Origin of the sequence: Lactococcus taiwanensis (genome assembly GCF_017068355.1) — a bacterium.
In the GTDB taxonomy this organism is placed as follows: domain Bacteria; phylum Bacillota; class Bacilli; order Lactobacillales; family Streptococcaceae; genus Lactococcus; species Lactococcus taiwanensis.
The window spans coordinates 438,600-464,388 of record NZ_CP070872.1; the positions used below are offsets into that span (position 1 = coordinate 438,600).

21 protein-coding genes and 1 tRNA gene are annotated in these 25,789 nt (G+C 38.2%); 15 read left to right on the forward strand and 7 right to left on the reverse strand.

Annotation, left to right across the window (positions count from 1 at the left end; genetic code table 11):
- Positions 1-23 precede the first annotated feature (23 nt).
- Positions 24-500, reverse strand: a complete 477-nt coding sequence (locus tag JW886_RS02250; RefSeq protein ID WP_075524906.1) for an S-ribosylhomocysteine lyase — start codon at positions 498-500, stop codon at positions 24-26.
- 263 nt (positions 501-763) lie between these two features.
- On the opposite strand from JW886_RS02250, the gene JW886_RS02255 reads away from it, so the two are divergent.
- On the forward strand, positions 764-1,609 hold the full coding sequence (locus tag JW886_RS02255) for an aldo/keto reductase (protein ID WP_075524905.1): 846 nt from the start codon (positions 764-766) through the stop codon (positions 1,607-1,609).
- A 110-nt stretch (positions 1,610-1,719) separates the two neighbouring features.
- Complete coding sequence (locus JW886_RS02260) at positions 1,720-2,232, forward strand: cysteine hydrolase family protein (protein WP_205872200.1); 513 nt, start codon at positions 1,720-1,722, stop codon at positions 2,230-2,232.
- A 174-nt stretch (positions 2,233-2,406) separates the two neighbouring features.
- Here JW886_RS02260 and JW886_RS02265 read toward each other — a convergent pair whose 3' ends face one another.
- On the reverse strand, positions 2,407-3,702 hold the full coding sequence (locus tag JW886_RS02265; RefSeq protein ID WP_205872201.1) for a LysM peptidoglycan-binding domain-containing protein: 1,296 nt from the start codon (positions 3,700-3,702) through the stop codon (positions 2,407-2,409).
- A gap of 464 nt (positions 3,703-4,166) precedes the next feature.
- On the opposite strand from JW886_RS02265, the gene nrdD reads away from it, so the two are divergent.
- The 3 genes from nrdD (at position 4,167) to nrdG (ending at position 7,768) form a co-directional block, all read left to right on the forward strand.
- Positions 4,167-6,410: an anaerobic ribonucleoside-triphosphate reductase gene (gene nrdD, locus JW886_RS02270; RefSeq protein ID WP_205872202.1), complete on the forward strand. Its 2,244-nt coding sequence runs from the start codon at positions 4,167-4,169 to the stop codon at positions 6,408-6,410.
- A gap of 34 nt (positions 6,411-6,444) precedes the next feature.
- Positions 6,445-7,101: a hypothetical protein gene (locus tag JW886_RS02275; protein ID WP_205872203.1), complete on the forward strand. Its 657-nt coding sequence runs from the start codon at positions 6,445-6,447 to the stop codon at positions 7,099-7,101.
- A 67-nt stretch (positions 7,102-7,168) separates the two neighbouring features.
- Entirely contained in the window at positions 7,169-7,768 is a 600-nt protein-coding gene (gene nrdG / locus JW886_RS02280; RefSeq protein ID WP_075524901.1) for an anaerobic ribonucleoside-triphosphate reductase activating protein, read from the forward strand.
- A 19-nt stretch (positions 7,769-7,787) separates the two neighbouring features.
- On the opposite strand, the gene JW886_RS02285 is transcribed toward nrdG, so the two are convergent.
- The 4 genes from JW886_RS02285 to JW886_RS02300 form a co-directional block, all read right to left on the reverse strand.
- Complete coding sequence (locus tag JW886_RS02285) at positions 7,788-8,297, reverse strand: DUF2325 domain-containing protein (RefSeq protein ID WP_205872204.1); 510 nt, start codon at positions 8,295-8,297, stop codon at positions 7,788-7,790.
- Positions 8,298-8,376: 79 nt separating this feature from the next.
- On the reverse strand, positions 8,377-9,408 hold the full coding sequence (locus JW886_RS02290; RefSeq protein ID WP_075524899.1) for an AI-2E family transporter: 1,032 nt from the start codon (positions 9,406-9,408) through the stop codon (positions 8,377-8,379).
- A gap of 198 nt (positions 9,409-9,606) precedes the next feature.
- Complete coding sequence (locus JW886_RS02295) at positions 9,607-10,530, reverse strand: LacI family DNA-binding transcriptional regulator (RefSeq protein ID WP_205872205.1); 924 nt, start codon at positions 10,528-10,530, stop codon at positions 9,607-9,609.
- Positions 10,531-10,538: 8 nt separating this feature from the next.
- Entirely contained in the window at positions 10,539-11,339 is an 801-nt protein-coding gene (locus JW886_RS02300) for an HAD family hydrolase (RefSeq protein ID WP_205872206.1), read from the reverse strand.
- 703 nt (positions 11,340-12,042) lie between these two features.
- Here JW886_RS02300 and JW886_RS02305 point away from each other — a divergent pair.
- From JW886_RS02305 to JW886_RS02320, 4 genes are all read left to right on the forward strand, one after another.
- Complete coding sequence (locus JW886_RS02305; protein ID WP_205872207.1) at positions 12,043-15,936, forward strand: hypothetical protein; 3,894 nt, start codon at positions 12,043-12,045, stop codon at positions 15,934-15,936.
- A gap of 73 nt (positions 15,937-16,009) precedes the next feature.
- Positions 16,010-17,308 carry a glycosyltransferase family 2 protein gene (locus JW886_RS02310; RefSeq protein ID WP_205872208.1) on the forward strand — a complete coding sequence of 433 codons (1,299 nt, stop codon included), beginning with the start codon at positions 16,010-16,012 and terminating at the stop codon, positions 17,306-17,308.
- A gap of 172 nt (positions 17,309-17,480) precedes the next feature.
- Positions 17,481-18,641 (forward strand): non-hydrolyzing UDP-N-acetylglucosamine 2-epimerase, encoded by a 1,161-nt coding sequence (gene wecB, locus JW886_RS02315; RefSeq protein WP_205872209.1) that lies wholly within the window; start codon positions 17,481-17,483, stop codon positions 18,639-18,641.
- A gap of 19 nt (positions 18,642-18,660) precedes the next feature.
- Positions 18,661-20,478: an LTA synthase family protein gene (locus JW886_RS02320; RefSeq protein ID WP_205872210.1), complete on the forward strand. Its 1,818-nt coding sequence runs from the start codon at positions 18,661-18,663 to the stop codon at positions 20,476-20,478.
- Positions 20,479-20,536: 58 nt separating this feature from the next.
- On the opposite strand, the gene JW886_RS02325 is transcribed toward JW886_RS02320, so the two are convergent.
- Positions 20,537-20,624: transfer RNA gene (locus JW886_RS02325), tRNA-Ser, on the reverse strand.
- Positions 20,625-20,764: 140 nt separating this feature from the next.
- Between JW886_RS02325 and JW886_RS02330 the strand changes: the two genes are divergently transcribed.
- The 6 genes from JW886_RS02330 (at position 20,765) to JW886_RS02355 (ending at position 25,618) form a co-directional block, all read left to right on the forward strand.
- The gene (locus JW886_RS02330) at positions 20,765-21,601 is read left to right on the forward strand and encodes an energy-coupling factor ABC transporter ATP-binding protein (protein ID WP_205872211.1); all 837 of its coding nucleotides are present in this window, start codon (positions 20,765-20,767) and stop codon (positions 21,599-21,601) included.
- A gap of 80 nt (positions 21,602-21,681) precedes the next feature.
- Complete coding sequence (locus JW886_RS02335) at positions 21,682-22,569, forward strand: energy-coupling factor ABC transporter ATP-binding protein (RefSeq protein ID WP_200407015.1); 888 nt, start codon at positions 21,682-21,684, stop codon at positions 22,567-22,569.
- Positions 22,569-23,369: an energy-coupling factor transporter transmembrane component T family protein gene (locus tag JW886_RS02340; RefSeq protein ID WP_075524890.1), complete on the forward strand. Its 801-nt coding sequence runs from the start codon at positions 22,569-22,571 to the stop codon at positions 23,367-23,369. The genes JW886_RS02335 and JW886_RS02340 overlap by 1 nt, the downstream gene beginning before the upstream one ends.
- A gap of 35 nt (positions 23,370-23,404) precedes the next feature.
- Positions 23,405-23,677: a hypothetical protein gene (locus tag JW886_RS02345; protein WP_200407016.1), complete on the forward strand. Its 273-nt coding sequence runs from the start codon at positions 23,405-23,407 to the stop codon at positions 23,675-23,677.
- Between the two features lie 71 nt (positions 23,678-23,748).
- Entirely contained in the window at positions 23,749-24,444 is a 696-nt protein-coding gene (gene dapD / locus JW886_RS02350; RefSeq protein ID WP_205872212.1) for a 2,3,4,5-tetrahydropyridine-2,6-dicarboxylate N-acetyltransferase, read from the forward strand.
- 37 nt (positions 24,445-24,481) lie between these two features.
- On the forward strand, positions 24,482-25,618 hold the full coding sequence (locus JW886_RS02355; protein ID WP_205872213.1) for an N-acetyldiaminopimelate deacetylase: 1,137 nt from the start codon (positions 24,482-24,484) through the stop codon (positions 25,616-25,618).
- Positions 25,619-25,789 lie beyond the last annotated feature (171 nt).

Sequence of the window (25,789 nt, forward strand, 5' to 3'; positions counted from 1 at the left end):
CAGCAGTCCCCAACGTAAAAATTTTAAATAACTTTACGTTCGTAAGGGTCAGTGGAGATTCCTTCAGCAAGAATTTTTTTAGCCCATTCTTTTGCTCCAAAAAGGGAGTGATTACGGTAATTTCCGCATTCTTTTTCAGCAACACCAGGGACATTATCCCAGCCAAAAGTATCGCCAGCCAATTCTTCAAGAGAAGACTTGATTACTTTAGCGATTTCTTCTGAACTATGTTCACCCCACATAATCATGTGGAAACCAGTTTGACATCCAAAAGGTGAAAAGTCAATCATGCCGTCAATTCGGTCACGAATCAAACTTGCCATAGAGTGTTCAATAGTATGTAAAGCTGCCATTCCGATTGCATTAGCGTTAGGCTGTACAAAACGAACATCAAAATTTGTTATTACATCGCCGCTTGGTCCTGATTCAGCACCGATTAAACGCACATAAGGTGCGAGAACTTTTGTGTGATCCAGTTGGAAAGATTCTACTTCTGCCATAATTATATCTCCTTTAATGCTTTCTCTAAGCTTCATTCTAGCAATTTAAAGTTTAAAAATCAAATGGGGAGGATGTAGTAACAGATTAAAGGGGAGTGCTTACATTCATTTTTAAGCGAAATCTTTTTTTATTTTTATTATAAAGTGGTAAAATAACGTTATAACGTTTACAAAAGTAGTTGGAAAACAACCTGTGCGACGCATGCACAGCAGTTTATCCTCATTCTACTTGGCGCTTGGCTTACTATAAAAGGAGAATACATATGACTTTAACAGATACTTATACCTTAAATAACGGCGTAAAAATTCCTAAAGTTGGTTTTGGAACATGGCAATCTAAAAGTGGGGAAGAAGCCTACAATGCTGTGAAAGTGGCCCTCGAGTCAGGTTACCGTCATATTGATACTGCGGCAGTCTATGGCAATGAGGAATCCGTCGGAAAAGCAATTGCTGACTCTGGTATTGCGCGCGATGAACTTTTTGTGACCACAAAACTTTGGGGCGTAGGAACAACAGAGGACGCTGCGAAAGCTTTGGATGAATCCTTGAAAAAATTGGGACTGGATTATGTTGATTTGTACCTCATTCATTGGCCAAATCCTAAAGCATTCCGCCCTGATTTTGAAACACGTAATCTTGCAGTTTGGAAAGCCATGGAAGCAGGCGTAAAAGCTGGTAAAATCCGTGCAATTGGTGTTTCAAACTTCCACCCACGTCACCTAAAACCATTGTTGAAATTTGCTGAAATTAAACCAGCAGTTAACCAAATTATGGTCAACCCAAGTGATCAACAAGAAGAAATTGTAAGTTTTAATGTGGACAACAATATCTTGACTGAGGCTTACAGCCCACTTGGAACAGGTAAAATCTTTGAAGTTCCCGAACTTGCAGACTTGGCAAGTAAATACAACAAGAGTATTGCTCAAGTGGTATTGCGTTGGTCTCTTCACAAAGGATATTTACCACTTCCTAAATCAGTAACCCCTGCAAGAATTAAAGAAAATGCAGAAATCTTTGATTTTGATTTAAGTATTGAAGATATTGCTTTTATTGACAGCCTTCATGGAAAAGCTGGTTTGGCTAAAAACCCTGATGAAGTTGATTTCTAAGTTAATACTTCTCAAAATGACAAAAGAACTGTGTGTTAGCGCAGTTCTTTTGTCTTAGAAAAATAAATGATATAATAAATAAAAATCACAGCGCATAAAGGAGAAAACCAATGAAAAAAGCCTTGATATTAGTGGATTTTCAGAATGATTTTATTGATGGAAGTTTAGGAACACCCGAAGCACAAAAAATCGTCCCTACTGTTTTAGAAAAACTAAAAACCTATCCTGAAGCTTGTCGTTTTGCAACAAAGGACACACATTTTGAAGATTACCTCTCTACGCAAGAAGGGAAAAACTTACCTGTTTTGCATTGCCAAAAAGGAACACTGGGATGGGAAATACGCAAGGAAGCACAAGTTGGTTACGCTAAAGTCTTTGAAAAGACAACATTTGGCTCGCTTGAACTGGCCCAATATATCAAGGAGGAGGCATTTGATGCAGTAGAACTCATCGGGATTTGTACAGATATTTGCGTGGTATCTAATGCCTTACTGATTAAAGCCTATGCGCCCGAAGTCAAAGTAAGTGTTGATGCTTCTTGTTGTGCAGGAGTCTCTCCTGAAAAACATCAAGCAGCACTAGAAACACTACGATCTTGCCAAGTAGAGGTTACCAATGCTTAAACGAGGATGTAGGGGGGAGTTGTGGATTCTTATTCACTTCATTGATCAGCTTTCTTGATGAAATAGGAAGAATGGCAATACAAACATTCTAAAAAGCCCTTTTGGGGCTTTTTAATTCGTTATTTTTTCAAAAGAGGAAATAAAAAAACTACGCTAAGCGTAGCTTTTTGTGGTTTATTTAATTCGTAAGTATTGTCCAATCAGGATGGTATCACTAGAAAGGTGATTCCATGCCTTGATAGAAGCAACTGGCACACCTGTCTTTTGCGATAAGGCCCAAAGCGTGTCACCTTTGACTACTTTATGAATGGTAGAATTCGTAGCAGTGCTGGATGGCTTAGAAGTATTTGAAGGCTTTGAAGAAGCCGATGAAGAAGTTGTGCTTCCTCCGCTTTGTGAGACAATCAAACTTTGTCCAATATAAATTGTATCGCTAGTGAGGTGATTCCAACTTTTCAATTGGGTTACGCTCGTTTTATAGCGAACAGCGAGTGCCCAGAGGGTATCGCCCGATTTGACGGAAACTTTCGTTTGGCTTGCTGGTTTTGCTGGTGTGACAGAAGTTGTGGGTGTGGTAGTACTGGACGAAGAGGATGAACTATTTGTAGCACTACGGATTGTCAGCTTTTGCCCAATATAGATTGTCGTACTCTTAAGTTTATTGAGACTTTGGATTTGAGCAACACTGACGCCATATTTTTGTGAAATGCCCCAAAGGGTGTCGCCCGATTTTACAGTGTAGCTAGTGGTTGTTGCGTTGCCAGTGGAGGAGTTCCCGCTAGTTGTATGCGTTGGCGTGGTTGTGTTAGTTCCTGAAGTGGTGGAACCATCAAAACGGGTAAGATTATATTGGGAGATAATTCGATTGAGTGAGGCACCATAGTTTGGATCTGTAGCATATTTACCAGTAAGGGCTGCTGTAGCTTGTTGATAAGTTGCTGCATTAGCACGCCAGGCTTTTGCGTAATAAGGACCATTCCCAAAATTAGTGGTTTTTAGGACATGGGCATTATCTTGAAAACTCTCATTGAAAGAAGGGTAAACACGAAACGGCATGTCTTTAGTTACCCATTTACCATTCAAGTATTCTTGGGTCTTGAAAACGACACTTTTTCCTTGATAAGTTCCTTGAATTCCAAATAAGTTATAGTAAGGTGCACGGGAAAGCTGGCTTGTTCCCCAGTTACTTTCTAAAATAGCCTGCGCTATCATGACGGATGGATAAAGTCCATTGGCATCAGCGACGGGTTTAGCAGAGGCTGCAATACTCTCGATAAATGCTTCCGTCGAATTGGTAGCTGCTTGAACGATAGGCTGGGCCTGTTGCACTAAAAGATCGTGTGTTGTAGTCAGCGTACCAGCAATTAGGACCGCCCCAGCGAATTTAGAGGCAGGTTTATGAAAAGTTAAAGGCTTTTTCGCCTTCTTTTTTAGATGTCTATTTTTTACTTTAACACGTGAAGCGGGCATAAATCGTTTCCTTTCCGTAGAGAAATTTTAAAATTACAAAATGAATACTTCTATTCTACCATGTAAGAAGCAATTTGTTATAACAAAATGACAAAAACATTAAAATAAAAGATTTCAATTGTATGGCGAATTGTAAACGATTTTTTTTGAAAGGTAACTATGATGTTTTTTAAAGTTGAAAAAATTTTCTTTAGCAATTGCCTGCAGTGGTCAACTTATCAGGCTGTCAGTAACTTCCTTTACTTTCTGCCAATTTTAAGCTTTAGAAATTCAGTTTTTAAACAAAACTATTACATTTTTTAAACAAAACGCAGACATTTTTTCTGAGAGAGCTTGCAAAGTGCCGTAAGCCTTAAGCCACAAGATGTTGTATTCTTTTACATAATTACCCACTATATATTGTGTTAAGTGTGAGAATTTGATAAAATAGTGAGGAAAGAATTTAGAGTGCACGAGGATAAAAAATGAGAACAGAAGTATTAAATCAGGAAATTGAAGTTAAAGAAATAAATGTGATTAAGCGTGATGGGCGCTCTGTAAAATTTAACAGCCAAAAGATTTTTGATGCACTGACGAAAGCGGCTGAAAAAGTAGAAATGACCGATCAAACGATGCTGTCAGAACTTACTGACAGAGTGGTCAGTGAAATTTTCGCGCGCTTTTCTGAGAATGTCAAAATTTATGAGATTCAAAGTATTGTCGAACAAGAGTTACTGGAATCGGGTGAAGCAGCGCTCGCTGAAGAATACATCAGCTATCGTGCCAAACGAGATATTGAACGCTCTAAAGCTACTGATATTAATTTTACCATTGAAAAACTTATCAATCGCGATCAAACGGTGGTGAATGAGAATGCGAATAAAGACAGCAATGTTTTTAACACCCAACGTGATTTGACAGCTGGCGCTGTTTCCAAGGCCATCGGCCTTAAAATGCTTCCACCTCACGTCGCCAATGCTCACCAAAAAGGTGATATTCATTATCATGATTTAGATTATAGCCCATTTACAACCATGTCTAACTGTTGTTTGATTGACTTTAAAAATATGTTTGAAAATGGCTTTAAACTTGGCAATGCGCAAGTCGATTCGCCAAAATCAATTCAAACAGCAACTGCTCAAGCCAGTCAAATCATCGCTAACGTGGCTAGTTCACAATATGGTGGTTGTTCATTTGACCGTGCCGATGAAGTATTGGCGCCTTACGCGAAATTAAATTATAAAAAACATTTAAAAGATGCACAAAAATGGATTGATGGTGCTGAAAAACAAGAAGCTTATGCTCGTGAAAAAACAGCCAAAGATATCTATGATGCAATGCAATCTTTAGAATATGAGATTAATACTTTGTTTACCTCAAATGGTCAAACGCCATTTGTAACAGTTGGTTTTGGTCTTGGGGAGGATTGGTATGCGCGTGAAATACAAAAAGCAATTCTTCAAGTCCGGATTGGTGGACTTGGCGCAGAACACCGCACCGCGATTTTCCCAAAATTAATTTTCACACTCAAACGTGGGCTTAACCTTGAAGTAGGGACACCCAACTATGACATCAAAGAACTTGCGCTTGAATGTTCAACAAAACGGATGTACCCTGATATTTTGAGCTATGATAAAATTGTTGAATTAACAGGTTCATTTAAAGCTTCAATGGGGTGTCGTTCATTCTTACAAGGCTGGAAAGATGCCCAAGGTAATGACGTGACAGCAGGACGGAATAATCTTGGAGTTGTCACAGTCAACCTTCCACGTATTGCTCTTGAAGCCGCTGGAAATAAAGAAAAATTTTGGGAAATCTTCAATGAAAGAATTGAAATTGCTCATGATGCGCTTGCCTTTCGTGTGGAACGTGCTAAAGAAGCACAACCTAAAAATGCACCTATTCTCTTTATGAATGGCGCCTTGGGCCGCCTTGACGCCGATGGAGCTGTTGATGATCTCTACAATAATGAACGCGCAACTGTAAGTTTAGGATATATTGGGCTTTATGAAGTGGCAACAACCTTCTACGGGCCAACTTGGGAAAATAACCCCGAAGCTAAAGCTTTTACCATTGAAATTGTGAAACGGATGCATGAAGATTGTGAAGCATGGTCTAAAGCATCTGGATATCATTATTCAGTCTACTCAACACCATCAGAAAGCCTAACTGACCGGTTCTGCCGGATGGACAAAGAAAAATTTGGCTCAGTTGCAGATATTACTGACAAAGATTACTATACTAATTCTTTCCATTATGATGTGCGTAAAAATCCAACTCCATTTGAAAAATTAGAGTTTGAAAAAGACTATCCTGTTTATGCCAATGGTGGATTCATTCATTACTGTGAATATCCTGTCCTTCAACAAAATCCGAAAGCTCTTGAAGCAGTCTGGGACTTTGCCTACGATCGTATTGGCTATCTTGGAACAAATGCACCAATTGACCACTGCTATGCTTGTGGCTTTGAAGGTGATTTTGCGGCAACGGAACGTGGATTTAAATGTCCACAATGTGGCAATGATGATCCTAAAACCTGTGACGTTGTCAAAAGAACTTGTGGATATCTTGGAAATCCGCAAGCACGTCCGATGGTTCACGGACGCCATAAAGAAATTTCATCACGTGTAAAACATATGAATGGTTCTGTCGGAGCCTTGAACGATGGAAATTTGATTGATTCAGTCGAAGTTGACGAAGCAAAATCAAAATATTTTGCGGAGAAATAAGTATAATGTTAAATTTAATTAGATAGGCATAGCTATGGATGTAATAGTGACTGTACTTGTTTCTCTTCTTAGTTCTTCTGTTATAGCTGGACTAATAACAAGTTTTTTTCAAGGGAGGCAAGACACACAGAGTTTTTCTAGAGATATTTCCAAGAAGTTATTAGAGAATGTGTTTTCTAAATTTCATTTTGAATTTTTTGCTAAAATTGATGATAGTGAAAAAATGGAAAACATTAAAGTAAAATTAAAAGAATTTATAAAGTATATTGATAAAAATGGATATTCTGGATATATAATTGAATTATATAATGATGCTTTCTATGCTGAAAAAGCAGTTACTTTATTGGATTTCTCTAAACAGTACAATCAGTTCAGAAGAAGATATTATAACGCTAATTTGGATTACAGAAAGCGTTCAGGAATTAGAAGTGTTTCAAAAGTCGATGATATGAGGATAGCTATTTTTCCAATTGTTACGGGAACGGTATTAGTAAGTATATTTTATCCTATGCTACTAGCATCTCTGCTAAATAAGCTAGTATGGTTAGAAAAAATTTCAATAATAATGTCTATTACTGGAACAGCAGTGATGTTTCTTGGATTACTTATCATGATATTCGTTTTAATTTCAGAAATAATGAGCTTAGTAAGAATTGGCAAAGAAAAAAAGAAATATAATAATATAAATTAATAAAGATATAAAGAATACCAAAAGCAGAAGAACTTTGCTTTTTGTATAAAGAAAAGGCAAGTTTTTAATGAACAATCCAAAACCAGGCGAATGGAGAGCTGAAGAGCTCTCACAAAATTATATTGCCGATTATAAACCCTTCAATTTCGTGGATGGTGAAGGGGTGCGCTGCTCACTTTATGTGAGTGGCTGTATGTTTCATTGCGCAGGCTGCTATAATCAAGCGACCTGGTCATTTCGCTATGGCACGCCCTACACTCAAGAGTTGGAAGAGCGCATCATGGAAGATTTGGCTCAACCCTATGTACAAGGGTTAACGCTACTTGGTGGCGAACCATTTCTTAATACAACTTTTCTCCTCCCATTACTTAAGCGAATACGTAAAGAACTACCGGATAAAGACATTTGGTCATGGACGGGTTATACCTGGGAAGAAATGATGCTGGAAACGGAAGATAAACTAGAAATGCTTGATTTACTTGACATTTTAGTGGATGGACGATTTGAACTGTCAAAGAAAAATCTTATGCTTCAATTTCGTGGCTCTTCCAATCAACGAATTATTGATGTTCCAAAGTCTCGAGCGACAGGTAAAGTCGTCATTTGGGAGAAACTGAATGATGGAGATCAGAACTTTGAGCAAATTCATAAAGAAAAATTAATATAAAATAAAAAGCACTGTTTGGTCAGTGCTTTTTTTTAAACATTTTTTCAAAATCAGGTTCATCACTTATTTGGACATCTTTTAATATGTTTTTTAAAGGAAGATGCTTATGCTTTTGACTAAGAGATTTAGTGATTAGCTGTGCTTCAGCTTTATCTTTCGTAGTTTTTGAATGGATGGTTTTGCGTGGCGGCTTAGTGTTTTTAGCTTGACTGGTTTTACGAGCTAAATGAACACTTTCTTCCGGGAAAGTTTCATTAAAGTGGTTGATAATTGATTCTACACCAAAATTATGACTAATCCAGAAAGGAGTATTTGTTGCTTTACAAGCTTCTTTAGCAAAGCGCACAGAGTGGTGAGCGACATTCACATTTCTCATGACCACAAAATCAGCCTTAGCAACCAGCTGTTCAATTTCAAAACGATTGGGTTTTTTCTTGTCAAAACCTAGAAAAGATATGCCAACTTGATTTAAACCAGAGCGCAAATCATGCCAGTAGCCAGATTCACATAAAACGAGTATCGTTTTCATAGTTATCCCCTTCCCTATAATATCAGTATGATTATATCATACCATATCATATCGTTTAGGACTTGGAGGTGAGAGCCTATTATTTTGGGGGAAGTTTCGGAGTAAGAGGGAGCGCCTTTACATTTAAAAGATCGAGGGCGAAGTTGAACAGAGGAATACCGGTTAGTAACCCCCATACTCCAAAGAAATGTTCTCCTAAAAAGAGAATAATAAAGGTATAGAAGATAGGAACTTTGGTTTTTTGAGACATTAGCCGTGGATTGAGAACATAAGATTCCAAGGCATGAATCAAGAGAATCATGCTCAAAATGATCAGCACATCTTTTAATCCTCCAACAGAGTAGGCAATGACAGTGAGGGGGATACAAGAAATTAACACGCCCGCTACCGGTATGAGACTTAAAACGAAAATCATTACTCCCAAACTAAACAGTTCGGGAAATTTAAGAGCGCTCAAGACGAGGACAGTTAAGCCCGTATTAACCAGAGCAATAATAAACTGTGTTTCAATGACTACACCGAAACTTCTTACGAATTTTTTGGCAAGATAATGGATATCTTCAAAGAACCAAGCAAGGTCACTTTCTAAAAAGAGGTTAGAAAACCGATTAGTTTCCTTACGATCAATTGTAAAAAAGAAACTCATCAAAAAAGCAAAGGCGAAAATCATCAACCCCTTCCCAAAGCTCGTCACATAACTCATAATTGTTAGCATGCCTGTTTGGAGTTTCCCCATAAGATTATATTCTTTTAAAAATTGATAGATCATGGACATAAACTCGCTGTCAGTCTGATTATTAACCTGATAAAACTTGGCAACAGCATTTACGAGATGGGTGATCTCTTTAATCAGAACAGGGAGATACTGTGTGATTCCTAGATAAATTAGAACGAGAATGGAGCCATAAAGTAATGGCGCAATAAGTTTTTCAGAGAGTTTTGTTTTCACTTTAACAAAATTGACAAAACGATAGGCAAGGTAGCTGAAAATGAAGGTAAGCAAAACTAAAGGTAGAATACTTCTTAAGAAATAAATCAAGGCAATCATTAAGAGAAGAACGATCCATCGCCTTAATTTTTCATTTTCAATAAATTTTTGATAGAATTTCATGATTTCCAATCTAGAGCTAAATTATAAAGAAAACAAATAATTTAAAACGAATGATGTTGTTTCATTTCCGCGTTAATTCATCTGTTATCTATTGATTATATTTCATTATAACAAAACATTAGCCCTTTATCATAAGTTGCTGGATTTATTTTAAAAAGGAGAAAAAAACCGAAGTTTAAAAGAACTTCGGCTATATTTCTAGCGTTTTCTGATAAACTCTGAACGAGTTGCAAGTTGCTTTATTTCTTTGGAAATAGCCAGTTCAAAAGCGGAACGACCAACGTCAAGATAATGATTATCCACGGTAGGTAAGTTTAGCAAATGCCCCGAAAGGAGGCAATCTTGTCCAACGATAAGAGGTTTGGGTAATTTTTGCTCATCAAACCAGCGCCATACATTTGCAGCTATATCATCAGAATTGGCAAAAATACTATCAAACTCTGTTAATTGAGGTGCAAGTTGATAGCCATCATCTGGAACGACTGAACCTGTTTTTACTTGTCGAGCTTTGATTTTCATCCCATAAACTTCTTCATAGGCTTGTAGGGTAACTGAAGTTGTAGGGCTAACATCCCTTGATAACAGAAAACCAACTTTTGAGCATTGTTGCTCCTTGAGCCACTGAAAAACCTTGTGATATCCAGGTTTGCGCTCGACATAACTTGCAGGAATAAGCTCGCTGTGTGGTTTGTGACATAGAATGATAGGTCCATACTTTTGGTAGTCCAAAATTGTCGCTTCAGAGACTTGAAGCGAAGTAAAAATCAAGGCTTCGAAAGCTTTTTTTCTAAATTGTTCCAGATAATGAATTTCTAATTTTGGATTATAGTTTGAGGGGAGGATGACGATTTTATAGCCTGTTTCAAAGTTCTTTTCCAAAATCCCTTCAAGCACCTGTCTAAAAAAAGGAGCTTTGACATAAGGAAGGACAACACCAATATTTCTGGAACGACCGCTAGCTAAATCTTGTGCGATGGCATTTGTTGCATAGTCTAAATCTTGAGCGACTTTTAAGATAAGCGCGCGAGCTTCTTTTGAAACGTACCCATTACCTGAGATGGCTCGTGATACTGTTGCTTTAGAGTAACCTGTAAGTTGAGAGAGATCAGAGAGTGAAGTCATGAAGTCACCTATTCATTAAAATCATGGATGGCAGAGAGTGCCTCAGCGACACCATGTTCTGTATTTTTTGCTACTACCATTTTAACATGCGCTTTGATGGAAGGGCTAGCATTTTCTACGGCAATTCCGAATCCCACCGCTTGCAAAAGAGAAAGGTCATTGATGCTATCGCCGATAGCCGCACTTTCTTCAAAAGTAAGCTTTTCGTTTAGCAGGATTTGTTGTGCGGCAACCACCTTAGATCCTACATTTGACGTGATTTCGAGAGTATATGCATCGGCTCTACGAATGGTGACATTCTCTAAATTTAACTGGTCAAGTGCTTCCTGCAGCTTTTCTAAATCTGCAGGATTAAAGGACATCATCATAATCTTATATATTTCAGATTGCCCCTCAAAATGCTTGAGCTTTGGTTCCATCCCTGTCAAAGCTTTCTTATAAAATACGGCCTTATCTTGTTTTTTGATATACCAGTGAGTCATGCTATACCAGCTCAAGCTTATTTGAGGGTATTCTTTTTCAATAAAGTCTAAAAGTTGTGTCACTAAAGTCGGTGAGAGGATATGTTTATCTAAAATTTCTATCCCAAAACGATTTTTGATAAATGTGAGATTTCCGTTAAATGCAACCTGTGGTGCAGAGAGCTGCAGTTGTTCAATCACAGGCTGCATCTCGATCGGGCTTCGAGATGAAACAAGGGTAATGGGGAGGTTGCTATAATAAATCGCCCAGCGATCAGTTTCGGCCAACGCGCCACGAGCATTCAGCAAAGTACCATCCATGTCGGTAAAAATGTGTTTGATTTCCATAGTTAAAATCTCCTTACTTTTGTTGTTAAATCTATTGTAAGGTGTGGAACGCGTTCCATGTCAAGAGAAATGTTTTATGTTGTTAATTAGAGAGTCAGGGAGAAAATAATCTCTTCTTTTAGTCCAAATAGTTTAGCTTGGAAAGAAGTTACAGTGAAGAAACTAAAAAGAAGTTTTAATATGATGAGAAAGCTCAGAATTTATCTCTAAATCAAGATTAAATCTTGTACTGAGTTAGTTACGAAATTGAAATAATAGACACGGTGTAGTTTTTCGAATTGGAAGTTTATATGTTACGGTTTCTCATTTATTCAAATAGTTTAGAGGAGCAAAGTAGATATTACAAGTTTTATCCTTGTATTAAATGTTCAGATAATTCGATGTGTAACACATGAGCGAGATGGAAAGCGCTTACTAGAAATAATCGGCAGAATTTTCAGACTAAACAACTTGGTTGAAAAGACGATAGTGCTACTATAAAATAAAGCACTGTAAAAGCTTTTGCGTCACTTAACCTCCACCTCTCGCTTAAACTCAACAGCAAGTTATTAATTAACTGAAACTATTAATGGGTTCCAACGCATATGCTTAAAAACTAAAAAAGGAGATTACACGACGAGTTCATATATAACGGAAAATTACTTTTTTATTAACCACAATTCGCCACGTAACAAAACATTTTATAAAATAGGAGACATATAAATTGAGAAAAATTAATAAACAGCATATCGCCGGAGCATTGATAATACCAGGTTTACTCGGATCTCTGGTATATGGAGCTACATTTGTGTCAAGTGATGAGGATACTACTGCGAGTTCTTCCCAAGCCTTAAAGAAAAAAGCTATCGCAAAAGGTAATAATGTTAGTCTCAAGACGCTCAGTTTGGATGCAGCTAATTCAACTGCTAAAGGGGTAGCTGTTACTGCCCCTGTATGGAATGCTCCAACTTTTAAAACTGCGATTATACCGACGAGTAATACGTCTGTGTCAATGTTAAGTAATGAAACTTCTAATGACACTAGCGAGGACGGCTATTCTGGTATTGCTCCCGCAATCGGTTTGACTACTTTCAAAGATAGTTATAGTGAACTAGAGGCAGATGAAGATGTTCTTCATATTCACACTAAAGCTCACGGAAACGGTACAGCTGCTTTACAGGCTTACCGCCAAGAAATTACTATTGATCCAGATATTGCAGGTGAATTTTTCAGTACAAATAATTACCAAAAATATATCCGTGGGACTGTGTATCGTTCAAAAGATTCTGCTTTAGGGGGGACTACCAGTTATGATATTGCTTCGAAGCTTTGGGGTAATAGCAGCTGGCTAGGTAATCCTGATACAATGAATTACGATAGCAAAACAGGTAGCATCTATTATAAGACATCTCAATATACACTTCAATTATTATCAGGTATAGACATTGAAGTTGATATGTATATTGACTTGGGACAATGGTCTAAGGATACTGGTAAACTTATCGAACGCAAGGATAACTACAGTGTACAAACCAAGACAGATGCAAACTCGGCTTCCTTAGGATTAACAAACAAAATTGTCGGGAGTATCGCGAGTGATGGAATCGAAAATTCTTGGATTGAAAATCCCGTTGAACCTACCACACTCTATTATTTAACAGAAAAAAACTCTTATTACTACGGGAATGGTCTCCAGGATGAAGTCAATGAACATGAAACAGACTATGATATTGAGCTCTCTGTTAATGGTACTCCGTTTAAATATATTCAAATGGCTACCGAAGATGGGGGAACAAATTCTCGTGGAGAAACAATCAAAAAAGGTGATTGGGATTTTGATTTTGGAAGCTATCTGAATAAAGGGGATGTTGTAACTGCTCGTGTCAGAGGGAAAGAAAAATACGATAATCTCAACGGTGAAAAACCAATTAAATATTCTACTGTTGCGCATGCAAGTGATGCTACAAATATTGTAGCTTGGGAGGACTGGAAAGTTGAAGATCCATCAGTGCCTATTTTGTATGATGGTGACTTGATTATCCCATTCCATGCTCCAGTTCAAAATCAACAGCTCAACCGCACATATAAGTTAATCGTTACGGTTAACGGGGAAGAAATTTATAATAAAGCTGTCAAAGATGAAACAGATACAAATGTCCCATATTTAAGCGGCTTAGAGAAAGGAGACATAGTAAAAGCTAAAATTGTTGGTTCCCAACCAGGTGAAACAGATAAAGAGAGTTCTGAAATTACGGCTGAAGTCATTACGCAGGACGATGAAGGATATGATGATTGGGAAGTTCAAGATCCAATCATTAACGGGCCGCTATATGAAGGTGGGACAGTCATTACGGGTCAAGTTCCAATTCAAAACCGTGCCGCTGGTAGAACGTATGATTTGAAAGTGTATCTTGGCGACGAGCTTATAATTGATGAAGAAAACATAGATGTTGCCTTAAAATCTTATCCATTCAGCTATGCGTTAACAGATTTGGATGAGGAAGAACAACGTGCTTTGGCTTACGGTGATGAAATAAAGGCAGTTGTAACAGGACATCAACCTGATGCTACTGATGATAGTGGTAAAGTTACAGCAACTTATCCTGATAAGACAAGCCAAACAACATTGAAGGTGAGCGATAATACTGGTTATGAAGCGTGGGAGGTCAATCAACCAACTTTAGATTCAATGCTGGATACGGATACCACAATAACTGGGAATATTGGAGAACAAAATACAGAAGCTGGTAGAACTTATAAAGTAGCTATCTGGACGGATGATGAAGATCCGATCTATGTAACCCCAGCAGAAGATGGGACATTTAAGCTAGAAGATGTCGTATTACAAGAGGGCGAAAAAATTTCGGCAACAGTTATTGGCTCTCAAGAAAAGCGTGAAGATAAATCAAGTCAAACTACTACAGTCACAGTCACAGATGCAACTGATTACTCAGGCTGGAAAATTGAAAAACCAGTAGTCGATGAGTTGAAAGATACAGATACTAAAATATCAGGGCATATAGGTAATCAAAATGAAGAGTTTGACCGTTCTTACACAGTAGAAATTTTTGTTAATGGAGTTTCTAAAGGTCAGGCACAAGTTGCTGAAGATGGTACCTTTGCAGCTGATAAAATTATCTTGTCTGAAGGCGACAAAGTTAAAGCAGTTGTTACTGGACATCAGGAAGGAAAAGCAGATAAGACGGCTACCTCAGATGAAGTCATTGTCAGCGATGCATCAAACTATGAGGGTTGGACAGTAGCCAAACCGAAGGTATCTGATCTTTCAGATGGGACAGTAGCCATTAGTGGTAATATTGGTGATCAAAATAAAGATTTTGGGCGTACATATACAGTAGATATCTTTGTTAATAACGAAACCGTGGGGGAAGCCTCTGTATCAGACGATGGAAACTTTACAACGAAAGAAATGACATTGAAAGAAGGCGATAAAGTCAAGGCGGTCGTCACTGGTCATCAGGAAGGAAAAGCAGATAAGTCGGCTGCTTCAGATGAAGTCATTGTTAGCGATGGATCAAACTATGCAAATTGGACAGTAGCACCTGCGACTTTGGATGATGTGTATGCTCATGCTGATGGGTTAACGGGTAAAATACCTGCTCAAGATAATATGAATGGTCGTACTTATCAAATCTTAGTCACAGTGGACGGCAGTGAGGTGACTCGTGAGGATATTGAAGCAGATCAAGGAAGCTACAATATTACCTTACCTGATTCAGTAGACTTACAAGAAGGACAAATTGTCGCTGTTCAAATCATTGGACATCAAGAAGGTAAGGAAGACAAGCTAAGTACAGAGACCAAAGTTCAAGTGAAGGAAAAAGTTTATACTACTACGTCAAGCTTTAAAAATGGCTACTGGCAGTACTATGGCTTAGTATATGAAGGACAAGTGGACAATGAAGGCTGGGATTTATCCACAGCTTCCCGTATTACTAAAACGGCCAAACTGGTAAACCATACAACTGGTGAAGTAGTTACAGAAGGCATTAAGGCTGCGAACACTAATTGGTATGATTCGTCACGTTATAATGGTTACCAAATCATTATTAGTAACGAAGTCTTAGGAGGTTTGTCAGAAGGAGATTATACGATTCAATTGTCTGTAGCAATTGATGGCGTGGAAAAAGATACGATTGATTTAAACCTAGAACAAGTCGTATCGTATATGGGTCCTATGCACGACAACTATGCTGATATGGAACAAGTTGTGATTAAACAAAATACGGTTAAGCCACAAGTTATTGATAATAAGCCAGGGATTGTAATAACAAGAGATGCTGAAGCATCAGTTCAAGTATTTAATAAATATTGGAACAACTCCAATGAATTAGTCTTCGAAGGCTATGTTAATACAACAGCAGATTTTAGTGGAGCAACGAAAAAGCTTGTTATTAAAGATGCCTCTGGAGAAGTTGTTGCGACTCGTAATAATATCTACACTTTCTCTAGTTCATGGGGGATTCCAGTAGACGTTGATCCAACAAAATCTTTCCAAGCGATTGTACCAGCAGCTTACACTAACCAAGCAAACTATACTTATGAGCTAGTCATCACAGATGCTCAAGGAACAACATTCACTGAAGTACTTAATTAAGCACTTCTTGAGTGCAGTAGGTGTATCATATCACACATGATACACCATTTTTTGTGAAATTTAAGGAGTAGTAATGTTTACATTACCAGAATATGTATTTTTACCACTAAAATGGGTGAGTCTCATTTTAGTTGCAATTGTTTTTTTGAATTTAATTTATTTTACTTGCCTTTCCTTGTTTGGTCTCAGAAGACCAAAAAGGGATTATGATTTGAAACCTGATGAAAAAAAGTTTGTGTTTGTTGTGCCCGCACACAATGAAGAAAATGTTATCGCAGAAACCCTTGAAAGCTTACTTCATCAAAACTATGACAACATGTTGTTTGATATTGTTGTTATCGCAGATAACTGCACTGATGAGACAGTGAATATAGTGAAGGGTTATAGTGAGGTCATTTTACTAGAAAATATCTCTAAACCAGAAGAGCCAAGGGGTAAGCCTCACGCAATTGACAAGTATGTGGAGACGAAGCACTGGGAACAGTATGATTTTGTAGCTTTCATTGATGCGGACAACATTGTAGACACCAATTATTTAAGAGAAATGAACTCACAGGTTATTGCTCATCCTGAGTTTACAGCTGTACAAGGGTATCTGGGTATGAAAAATGTTGTTTCTTCTATGACCGCTTCAGGTTATGCTGCTGTTTACTTTATTACGAACCGTGCTTTGCAATATGCTAACTATCGTTTAGGGTGGAATGCCGCTATTGGAGGAACGGGTTTCATTCTTGATACAGGCTATCTGGCGGAGTACGGGTGGAACCCTCGAAGTTACACAGAAGATTTTGAACTGCAAGTAGAATTATCTATGGCTGGAAAACATAGTGGATGGAATCACTTTGCAATAGTGCATGATGAAAAACCTAATTCATTGGTGGCAAGTCATAATCAGAGAAAACGGTGGGCTCAAGGGCATTGGTTAGTGGCCTTTACTACAACGGTTAAGCAAGTAAAAACTCTATTTAAATCAGAGACATTAAGTGATTTTTTGAATAAAATAGAAACGCTATTTTATTCCTACTCGATGGTTCGGCCAATTGCGTTCTTATTTATATTATTATTTATGTGCATAGATGCGCGATTAGGGGCCTATTTACCAGATCTCTTTTCGTTATTAAGATTCTGGGTGGCAGTAGAATTTCTTAATTTTTTAATTATTCCTACAGTATACTTTGTACAAGAGGCCAGACCTTACTTTCATAAGCAAACAAATTTTTTAGCAAAAATCTTACTTTTTTTGCGTTTGATCGTGGCATTTATATGGAATTCTTTAACCTATATGGTAGCTCAAATAGTTGGGTTTTTCACATGGTTCAAACCACAAAATAAATGGATAAAAACGGTGCATAATGCATCTTACGAAGAATAAGGAGAGAAAAATGGAGACACAAAAAAAACAACAAAATAATTTAAACTTAGTATTTACTGCTGTTATCATCGTGATTTTAGTTCTTTTCTTTTTGAGTGTTTAGACAAAAAGAAAACTAGAGAGTGTTGGATAGTATTATTAAAAAATTTAGAGAATAGAGTGTGATAAAATTTTGGATAAAATCAAGGTTATAATTGCTTTTGGTACGCGACCTGAAGCGATTAAAATGCTACCAATTGTAAAAAAAATGGATGAGAGTGAGGCTTTTCATCCTATTACAGTAGTAACTGCACAACATAGAGAAATGTTAGATCAAGTGTTGGATTACTTTAAAGTGAAACCCGACTATGATTTAAATATTATGCGTAAGCAACAAACACTGACACAAATTACCTCACGAATTTTAGAGGAAATGGAGGAGGTTCTAATTAGTGAGCGTCCAGATGTGATACTTGTCCATGGAGATACTACGACGACCGCAGCAGTAAGTCTCGCTGCCTTTTATCAACAAATTACTATTGGGCATGTGGAAGCAGGACTACGAACTTGGAATAAGTATAGTCCTTTTCCTGAAGAGATGAATCGTCAATTGACAGATGTGCTTTCTGATTTATATTTTGTTCCGACAAGGAGTGGGAAAAAAAATCTTTTATTAGAAAATCATAAAGAAAATAAAATTTTTATCACGGGTAATACTGTAATTGACGCTTTGCAATATACTTTAAAAGAAAATTATCACCATCCTATACTTGATGAAGTAAATCCAAAGCATAAAAAAATGATCCTTTTAACAATGCACCGAAGAGAAAATCAGGGACAACCAATGTTGGAGGTTTTTGAAGCGGTTAGAAATATTGCTATAGAATATAAAGATGAAGTTGAAATTATTTTTCCAGTACACCTGAATCCACTCGTACAACGTGCGGCTATGGAGAAATTTGCACAGGTAACTAATGTCCATTTGATTACTCCGCTGGAGGTGGCTGATTTTCACAATATCGCCTCAAAAAGTTACTTGATTTTAACTGATTCAGGAGGGATTCAAGAGGAAGCGCCTTCTCTGGGAGTCCCGGTTCTAGTCTTGCGTAATGAGACGGAACGTCCTGAAGGAGTGACAGCAGGGACATTAAAGCTTGTAGGAACAAAAAAAGAAGTTATAGAGAAGGCTATGAAGAAACTTCTTGATAATGAGGAGGCTTACAAAGCGATGTCACAAGCTAGCAACCCTTATGGAGATGGGAAATCCTCAGAAAGAATTATGAAGATTTTGATTCAGCAATTTGCTGAGGGTAAGTTGAGAGCAACTGATAATTTGTTCAGAACAACTGAGTAGAAAAGAGAAGGAAAGAATTTTGTTTTTAGTTTTAGTTATCTTGGCGATGGTGTTAGAGATTTTCTATTTGTTAGGATTTTATAAGAAGTACCATTTGCCTCGCCTTCGTTATATAAACGAAGGAATTATGATATTTGTTTTTTCAATCTGTTACGTGCAATTTGCTTTTGAGCATACTTTTAGACTGAGTAGCGCAATATTCATTTTGGTAACGATTTTACTTTTGACCAGTCTATCTTTTGCACTGATTGGGATATTTGAGTATCAATTTGGGATGCTTATTTTTACACTGGTTAATGCGTTAACGTATATAGGGTCATCGATAAAGATGAATACCACAGGGGTTCCTGTTATGTGGATGGACTTTCATAGTGGTTTATTCTGGGATGTTGTTTGGAATATGTATCTGAAGCAGGACTATCCTTACGTTATCATGGTTGTTATCGTGTTAGCTGGAATATTATATCTTTTGTATAAAAGAAGTGCTTTTGTATTGAATTTTCAAGTCCGGCTTCGACGGACTTTGTTAGGCGTTATCGGTTTTTCTGTCATCCTTTTATTGCTTGGTAAAGTATTCATTAATAAGGTTCATTCAACAACCTTTAATGAGCAAGGAAGCTTGGTATATTTTATCAGTAGTAAGAAAGTGGATGCTATGTCTTCATCTGGTATCTCGGGACAGTACTCTAAGACCAAAATGGAAGAAATTATCCAGAAATATCAAAAGGAATTTGCGGTTAAGAAAACGAGCGATAATGATAATGAGACTGTGATTACGATATTGAGTGAGTCTTTAGCTGATCCCGAGAGTTTCTCAGGAGTGAAGTGGAAAGAAGACCCAATGCCTAATTTTAGAAAACTTCAAACTGAGTCGGGTGGGCACATGCAGTCCACGATGTTTGGAGGCGGGACTACGAACGTAGAGTTCAGTGTACTAACTGGTTTTAGCTATACTTTCTTTAATCAGCAAATTAATGCCTTTGATTATTTATCACAAAACCCAAGCCGTACTCAGAGTATTGCCCAATACAAAGAAGAGAGTATAGCTGTTCATACCCATTTGAAGTCGGGATACCACCGCTCTACTGTTCTTCCTAATCTTGGTTTTTCTAAGTTTATAGGACGGGAAGATATTATAAAATCAGAAAACAGTAATAAAAATGTTTATTATACAGAAGGTTATTTGAGTGATTATACATTATTCAGTCAAATTCTTGATGAGATTGAGGGGACTTCACAAACGAATTTACTAGTGCATGGGTTAAGCATGCAAAACCATTATCCGTACACTGTGGAAGCAAAGGGGAGTTTAGCAAGTAAGGATATCCTTATTGAAGGTGCTCATTTGAATGATGAGCAAAAGCAATTGGCCCTTTATGCGAGAGGAGTGAAGAAAACAGATGAAGCGTTGGGGATGTTGATCGAAAACTTAGAGAAAATGGATAGAAACGTAACGGTTATTATGTATGGGGATCATTACCCTGCCTTAAATGGTTCAGTTTATGAAAAATATCCAATCAAAGATGCAAATAATAAGTTAATCAATGACCATTCTACCCCTTATTTTGTTTGGAAGAATCATAATCGTAAAAGTGAGAATGTAACAGATTCAGTTACACCAGAAGGCTTATCCGTTTTGGCTATGGAAGAAGGTAATTCTGAGCTCCCTATCTTTTATCAATTTGTTAAAAAGGTGGAAAATAGCGTGGATATTAAAAATTATGCTGATACGAAAAAATTAACCAAACAACAACAGGAGATGGTTAAGGACTATGAGCTTATTCAGTACGATATGCTCGTAGGCAACCAATACAGTAAAGTCTTGTTTAAAAAATAGAATAATTAAAAAAGACCTTCTGTTGCCAAACAACAGAAGGTCTTTTGAGTTTAGATAAAGGAGAGGAGGGGATTCGAACCCCCGATACGCTTTTGACGTATACACACTTTCCAGGCGTGCTCCTTCGGCCTCTCGGACACCTCTCCAAGCTTGTTCTATTATATCAAATTTTTGGTTATTTGGGAAAATAAAAGAATAAAGGAATTTTATTAATTTTTCATTAAATTTACCTAGAAATATCAAACAAAGCGATGAAAAGTGGTTAAATTTTGATATAATAGGGGCTATGAATAAAATTCTCGAAGTGGAAAATTTAGTTTTTAAATATGAAAAAGAAAGTGAAGTTAATCAGCTTAATGGTGTTTCATTTTCTGTGACGCGTGGTGAATGGGTTTCGATTATTGGTCAAAACGGATCAGGAAAATCAACAACTGCCCGTCTGATTGATGGGCTTTTCGAGGAATTTAAAGGGACAGTGAAAATTGACGGTGAAGTGCTGACTGCTGATAACGTCTGGCAACTACGCCAAAAAATTGGAATGGTTTTTCAAAATCCAGATAACCAATTTGTTGGTGCTACTGTGGAAGATGATGTCGCTTTTGGGATGGAGAATCAGGGGATTCCACGCGAAGAGATGATTCAACGGGTGGACGAGGCACTCGCAGCAGTCAATATGCTTGATTTTAAAACGCGAGAACCAGCACGGCTTTCTGGTGGACAAAAGCAACGTGTAGCTGTGGCGGGAATCATTGCTTTACGTCCTGAAATCATTATCCTAGATGAATCGACCTCAATGCTAGATCCAACGGGACGTGCGGAAATTATGCGCGTGATTCATGAAATCAAAGATAGATATCACTTGACCGTCTTATCAATTACTCATGATTTGGATGAAGCGGCAGGTTCTGATCGGATACTGGTCATGCGTGCCGGTGAGATTATTAAGGAAGCTGCTCCAAGTGACCTTTTTGCTACTCGGGAAAATATGGTTGAAATGGGACTAGACATGCCTTTCACATCAAATTTGATGAATGATTTACGTGCGTCAGGATTTGTCTTACCGGAGCGTTACCTGACAGAAGATGAATTAGTCGATTTCCTAGCTAAAAACTTGAATAAATAATACTGATGGAGCTGTCAGTAAAGGAACATATGGTCAAACAGTATCAAAAAATTCATTGGATTTGAGAAGAAATTAGAAACATGATTACATTTGAAAAAGTAAATTACACTTATCAACCAAATACACCCTTTGCGAGCCGGGCTTTGTTTGACATTGATTTGGAAGTCAAGACAGGAAGCTATACTGCGATTATTGGACATACGGGTTCTGGAAAATCTACCCTTTTGCAACATCTCAATGGACTTTTACAGCCGACAGATGGTGTTGTGGTGGTGGGTGATATCACCATTAAAAATGGCAGTAAAACAAAAGAAATTAAGCCTGTACGAAAAAAAGTGGGCGTCGTTTTTCAATTTCCAGAAAGTCAGCTTTTTGAAGAAACGGTGCTAAAAGATGTCGCTTTTGGTCCCCAAAACTTTGGAATATCTAAAGAAGAAGCTGAAAAAATTGCTGCTCAAAAGTTGGCTATGGTAGGTCTCCCTGAAAAATTTTGGGAAAAATCTCCTTTTGAACTTTCGGGTGGACAAATGCGACGTGTCGCAATTGCTGGGATTCTTGCGATGGAACCAGAGGTTCTGGTGCTTGATGAACCGACAGCGGGGCTTGATCCTAAGGCGCGTATAGAGATGATGCAGCTTTTTGAAAGTATTCATAAAGCAGGTCAGACCGTTGTTTTAGTGACCCATTTGATGGACGATGTGGCGGACTATGCTGATGCGGTTTATCTTCTTGAAAAAGGACGAATCATTAGCTGTGGTGCCCCCTCTGAGGTTTTCCAACAAGTAGAATTTCTCAAAGCACATGAGCTGGGGGTTCCAAAAGCTACAGAATTTGCCAATGATTTGCAAAAAAGAAGTCATTTAAAATTTGAGCGTTTACCGATTACGCGTGCTGAGTTGGTCAGCGCATTGACGGAGCTAAAAAATCAACTGACCGCTCCATCAGCTGATGCAGGAGGGACAAACTGATGCAAAATATGCTTATGGGACGCTACATCCCAGGAAATTCGCTCATTCATCGCATGGATCCACGTTCAAAGCTTTTGGTAATGATTGCTTTTGTAGTCGTGATTTTTCTAGCGCATGATTGGCTAGGCTATCTCCTCTTATTGCTCTATACGTTATCTGGGGTCTTACTTTCGAAAATTTCGATTCGTTATTTTCTAAAAGGACTTCGTCCAATGCTAGGCTTGATTTTGTTTACCGTCATTTTTCAAATGCTGTTTACTTCTGGACCCCACGTGATTTTTAGTTTTTGGTTCATTAAAATTTCAACAGAGTCTTTGATAAATGCCGTCTATATTTTCTTCCGGTTTGTGTTAATCATTTTTATGTCCACGATTTTAACGCTGACAACACCACCTTTGACTTTAGCAGATGGGATTGAAACCGGACTAGCGCCACTCAAAAAAATAAAGGTACCTGTCCATGAGCTGGGCCTGATGTTGTCCATTTCCCTGCGCTTTATACCGACATTGATGGATGATACAACCATGATCATGAATGCACAAAAAGCCCGAGGGATGGACTTTGGAGAAGGAAATCTCTTGCAAAAAGTAAAATCTGTGATTCCCATTTTGATTCCTCTTTTTGTCAGCTCTTTTCGACGAGCTGATGATTTGGCAATCGCCATGGAGAGTCGGGGTTACCAAGGAGGCGATGGTCGGACTAAGTATCGTCAACTTAAATGGCGAAATCGAGATAATTTATTAGTTTTAAGTATTATCGTGGTGGCAGCCTTACTCATTTTGTGGACGAAGTTTTCATAAGAGCACAAATGGGCTAAAAGCCTGAAGGAGAGAAAATGATTACATTAAATGTCAATAGCCTAGTTAATGCCGAAATTTTTTGGAAGACGTTAGGACTTGAAGATGAAATTGCCCTCAATGAGGCGCCTGAATCTGTTCCACAGAATTTGGCAGTAGAAGTAAAGCACCTAAAGGAAATCTATGATAAAGTTGTCGATCTTGGGCTTGCTTTGAGTCCTATTACGGCCACGGCAGATCATCGCCAGCTTTTTAGCTTTGTGGGGCCAGAGGGCAATTTATTTATCTTGATCGAACAGGAACAAAAATAAGTGAAAATTTACTGACCGAGCGGTCAGTAATATTTTTAGGTATAATTATCAGAAAAAGGAGAAAATTCAAAATGGATGCACAAAAATTAACAGCTCAAGAAATTATTCAATTTATCGGCTCTGCTCCGAAACAAACCAAAGTAAAGGTCACACTCGCCCAGCCCTTGAGTGAGCTTCCCTCAGAAGTTTTACAATTGGGTAATATACTTTTCGGAGACTGGCAAAACATTAAGCCATTACTGACAGGACTGTCAGAGCATAAAGACTATGTCGTGGAATTTGACGGACGTAATTCTGCTGTTCCACTACTGGATACGCGAGCTATTAATGCCCGTATTGAGCCAGGAGCTATTATTCGAGACCAAGTAAGTATTGGGGATAATGCGGTTATTATGATGGGAGCGATTATTAACATTGGGGCTGAAATTGGGACAGGGACGATGATTGATATGGGAGCAGTTTTGGGTGGACGTGCGATTGTCGGAAACCATGCTCATATTGGTGCAGGTGCAGTGCTTGCTGGTGTTATTGAACCGGCCAGTGCCCAACCCGTTCGAATTGGAGACAATGTGCTTGTTGGAGCAAATGCGGTCGTCATTGAGGGTGTACAAGTCGGTAAAGGTGCGGTAGTTGCAGCTGGCGCGATTGTGACTGAGGATGTTCCAGAAAATGTGGTCGTAGCAGGTGTACCTGCTCGAATTATTAAAAAAATTGATGCAAAAACACAGCAAAAGACAGCACTGGAAGATGCGCTAAGAAATTTGTAATATCAAAAAGAATTATCAGCTAGTAAAAGGAGAAGCCATGCTTGATCTCATTTCAATTCGTCGTCACCTCCATCAAATTCCTGAAATTGGACTTCAAGAGTTTGAGACACAAAAGTATTTGCTTGAAATAATTAAGGAGCTCAGTCAAAATAAGTCCTTTTTTCATGTGAAAACTTGGCAGACGGGAATTCTCGTATTCCTGAAAGGAAGCGCACCGACAAAAACGGTGGGCTGGCGTACTGATATAGATGGGCTTCCTATTGAAGAGCACACGGGGCTTTCTTTTGCTAGTAAAAATGGCTGTATGCATGCCTGTGGGCACGACATCCATATGACAGTCGCATTGGGGCTGTTAGAACAATTGAGTAGTAAGCAACCCAAAGAAAACCTCCTCTTTCTTTTTCAACCTGCTGAGGAAAATGAGGCAGGTGGAAAGCTCATGTATGATGCTCAAGCCTTTGGGGAATGGACACCCGATGAGTTTTATGGCCTCCACGTACGCCCGGATTTAAATGTTGGAGACATTGCAACGAACGCCCAAACCCTTTTTGCGGGAACTTGTGAGGTCGAACTCACTTTTTGGGGGACAGGAGGACATGCAGCTTTTCCACATGAAGCAAACGATGCGCTCGTTGCTGCAAGTTACTTTATTACGCAAGTCCAGACGATTGTGAGTCGTAATATTGATCCGCTCGCCTCAGCTGTTGTAACCTTTGGAAAATTGGAGGCAGGCACCACGAATAATGTCATTGCCGAAAGTGCCTTTTTGCACGGTACAATTCGAAGTTTGACCCAAGAAGTTAATCAAATTACACAACGTCGTCTCCGTGAATTAGCCGAAGGAATTGCTAAATCTTTTAATTTAAAACTGGACCTTCACTTGAAACAAGGAGGCTATCTTCCGGTTCAAAATAATCCCAAATTGGCTCAACAAGCCATGCGATTTTTTGAGGAACAATCTGAAGTCAAGCTCATTGACATTGCTCCTGCGATGACAGGGGAAGATTTTGGCTACCTCCTCAATAAGATCCCTGGTGTAATGTTTTGGTTAGGAATTGATAGCCCAGCAGCCTTACACTCACAAAAGATGATGCCCAACGAAGCAGCAATTCCATTTGCTGTTAAGGAAATAGGGAAATTTTTAGAACAAAAGGTTGGCAATATTAAAAAGTAAGAAAGAGAACGTACGTGCGCTCTTTTTTTAACGGGTTAGATTACTAGAAAAATTACGAAAATGTAAGTTGATTTAATGATGTAAAATGTTATGATAGAGGAAGAAAAAGAGTGAAAGCAGTCTCCATTAGTGAGACTTTTAAACTTTTTAAATGTTTAGGAGGAGTAGGAA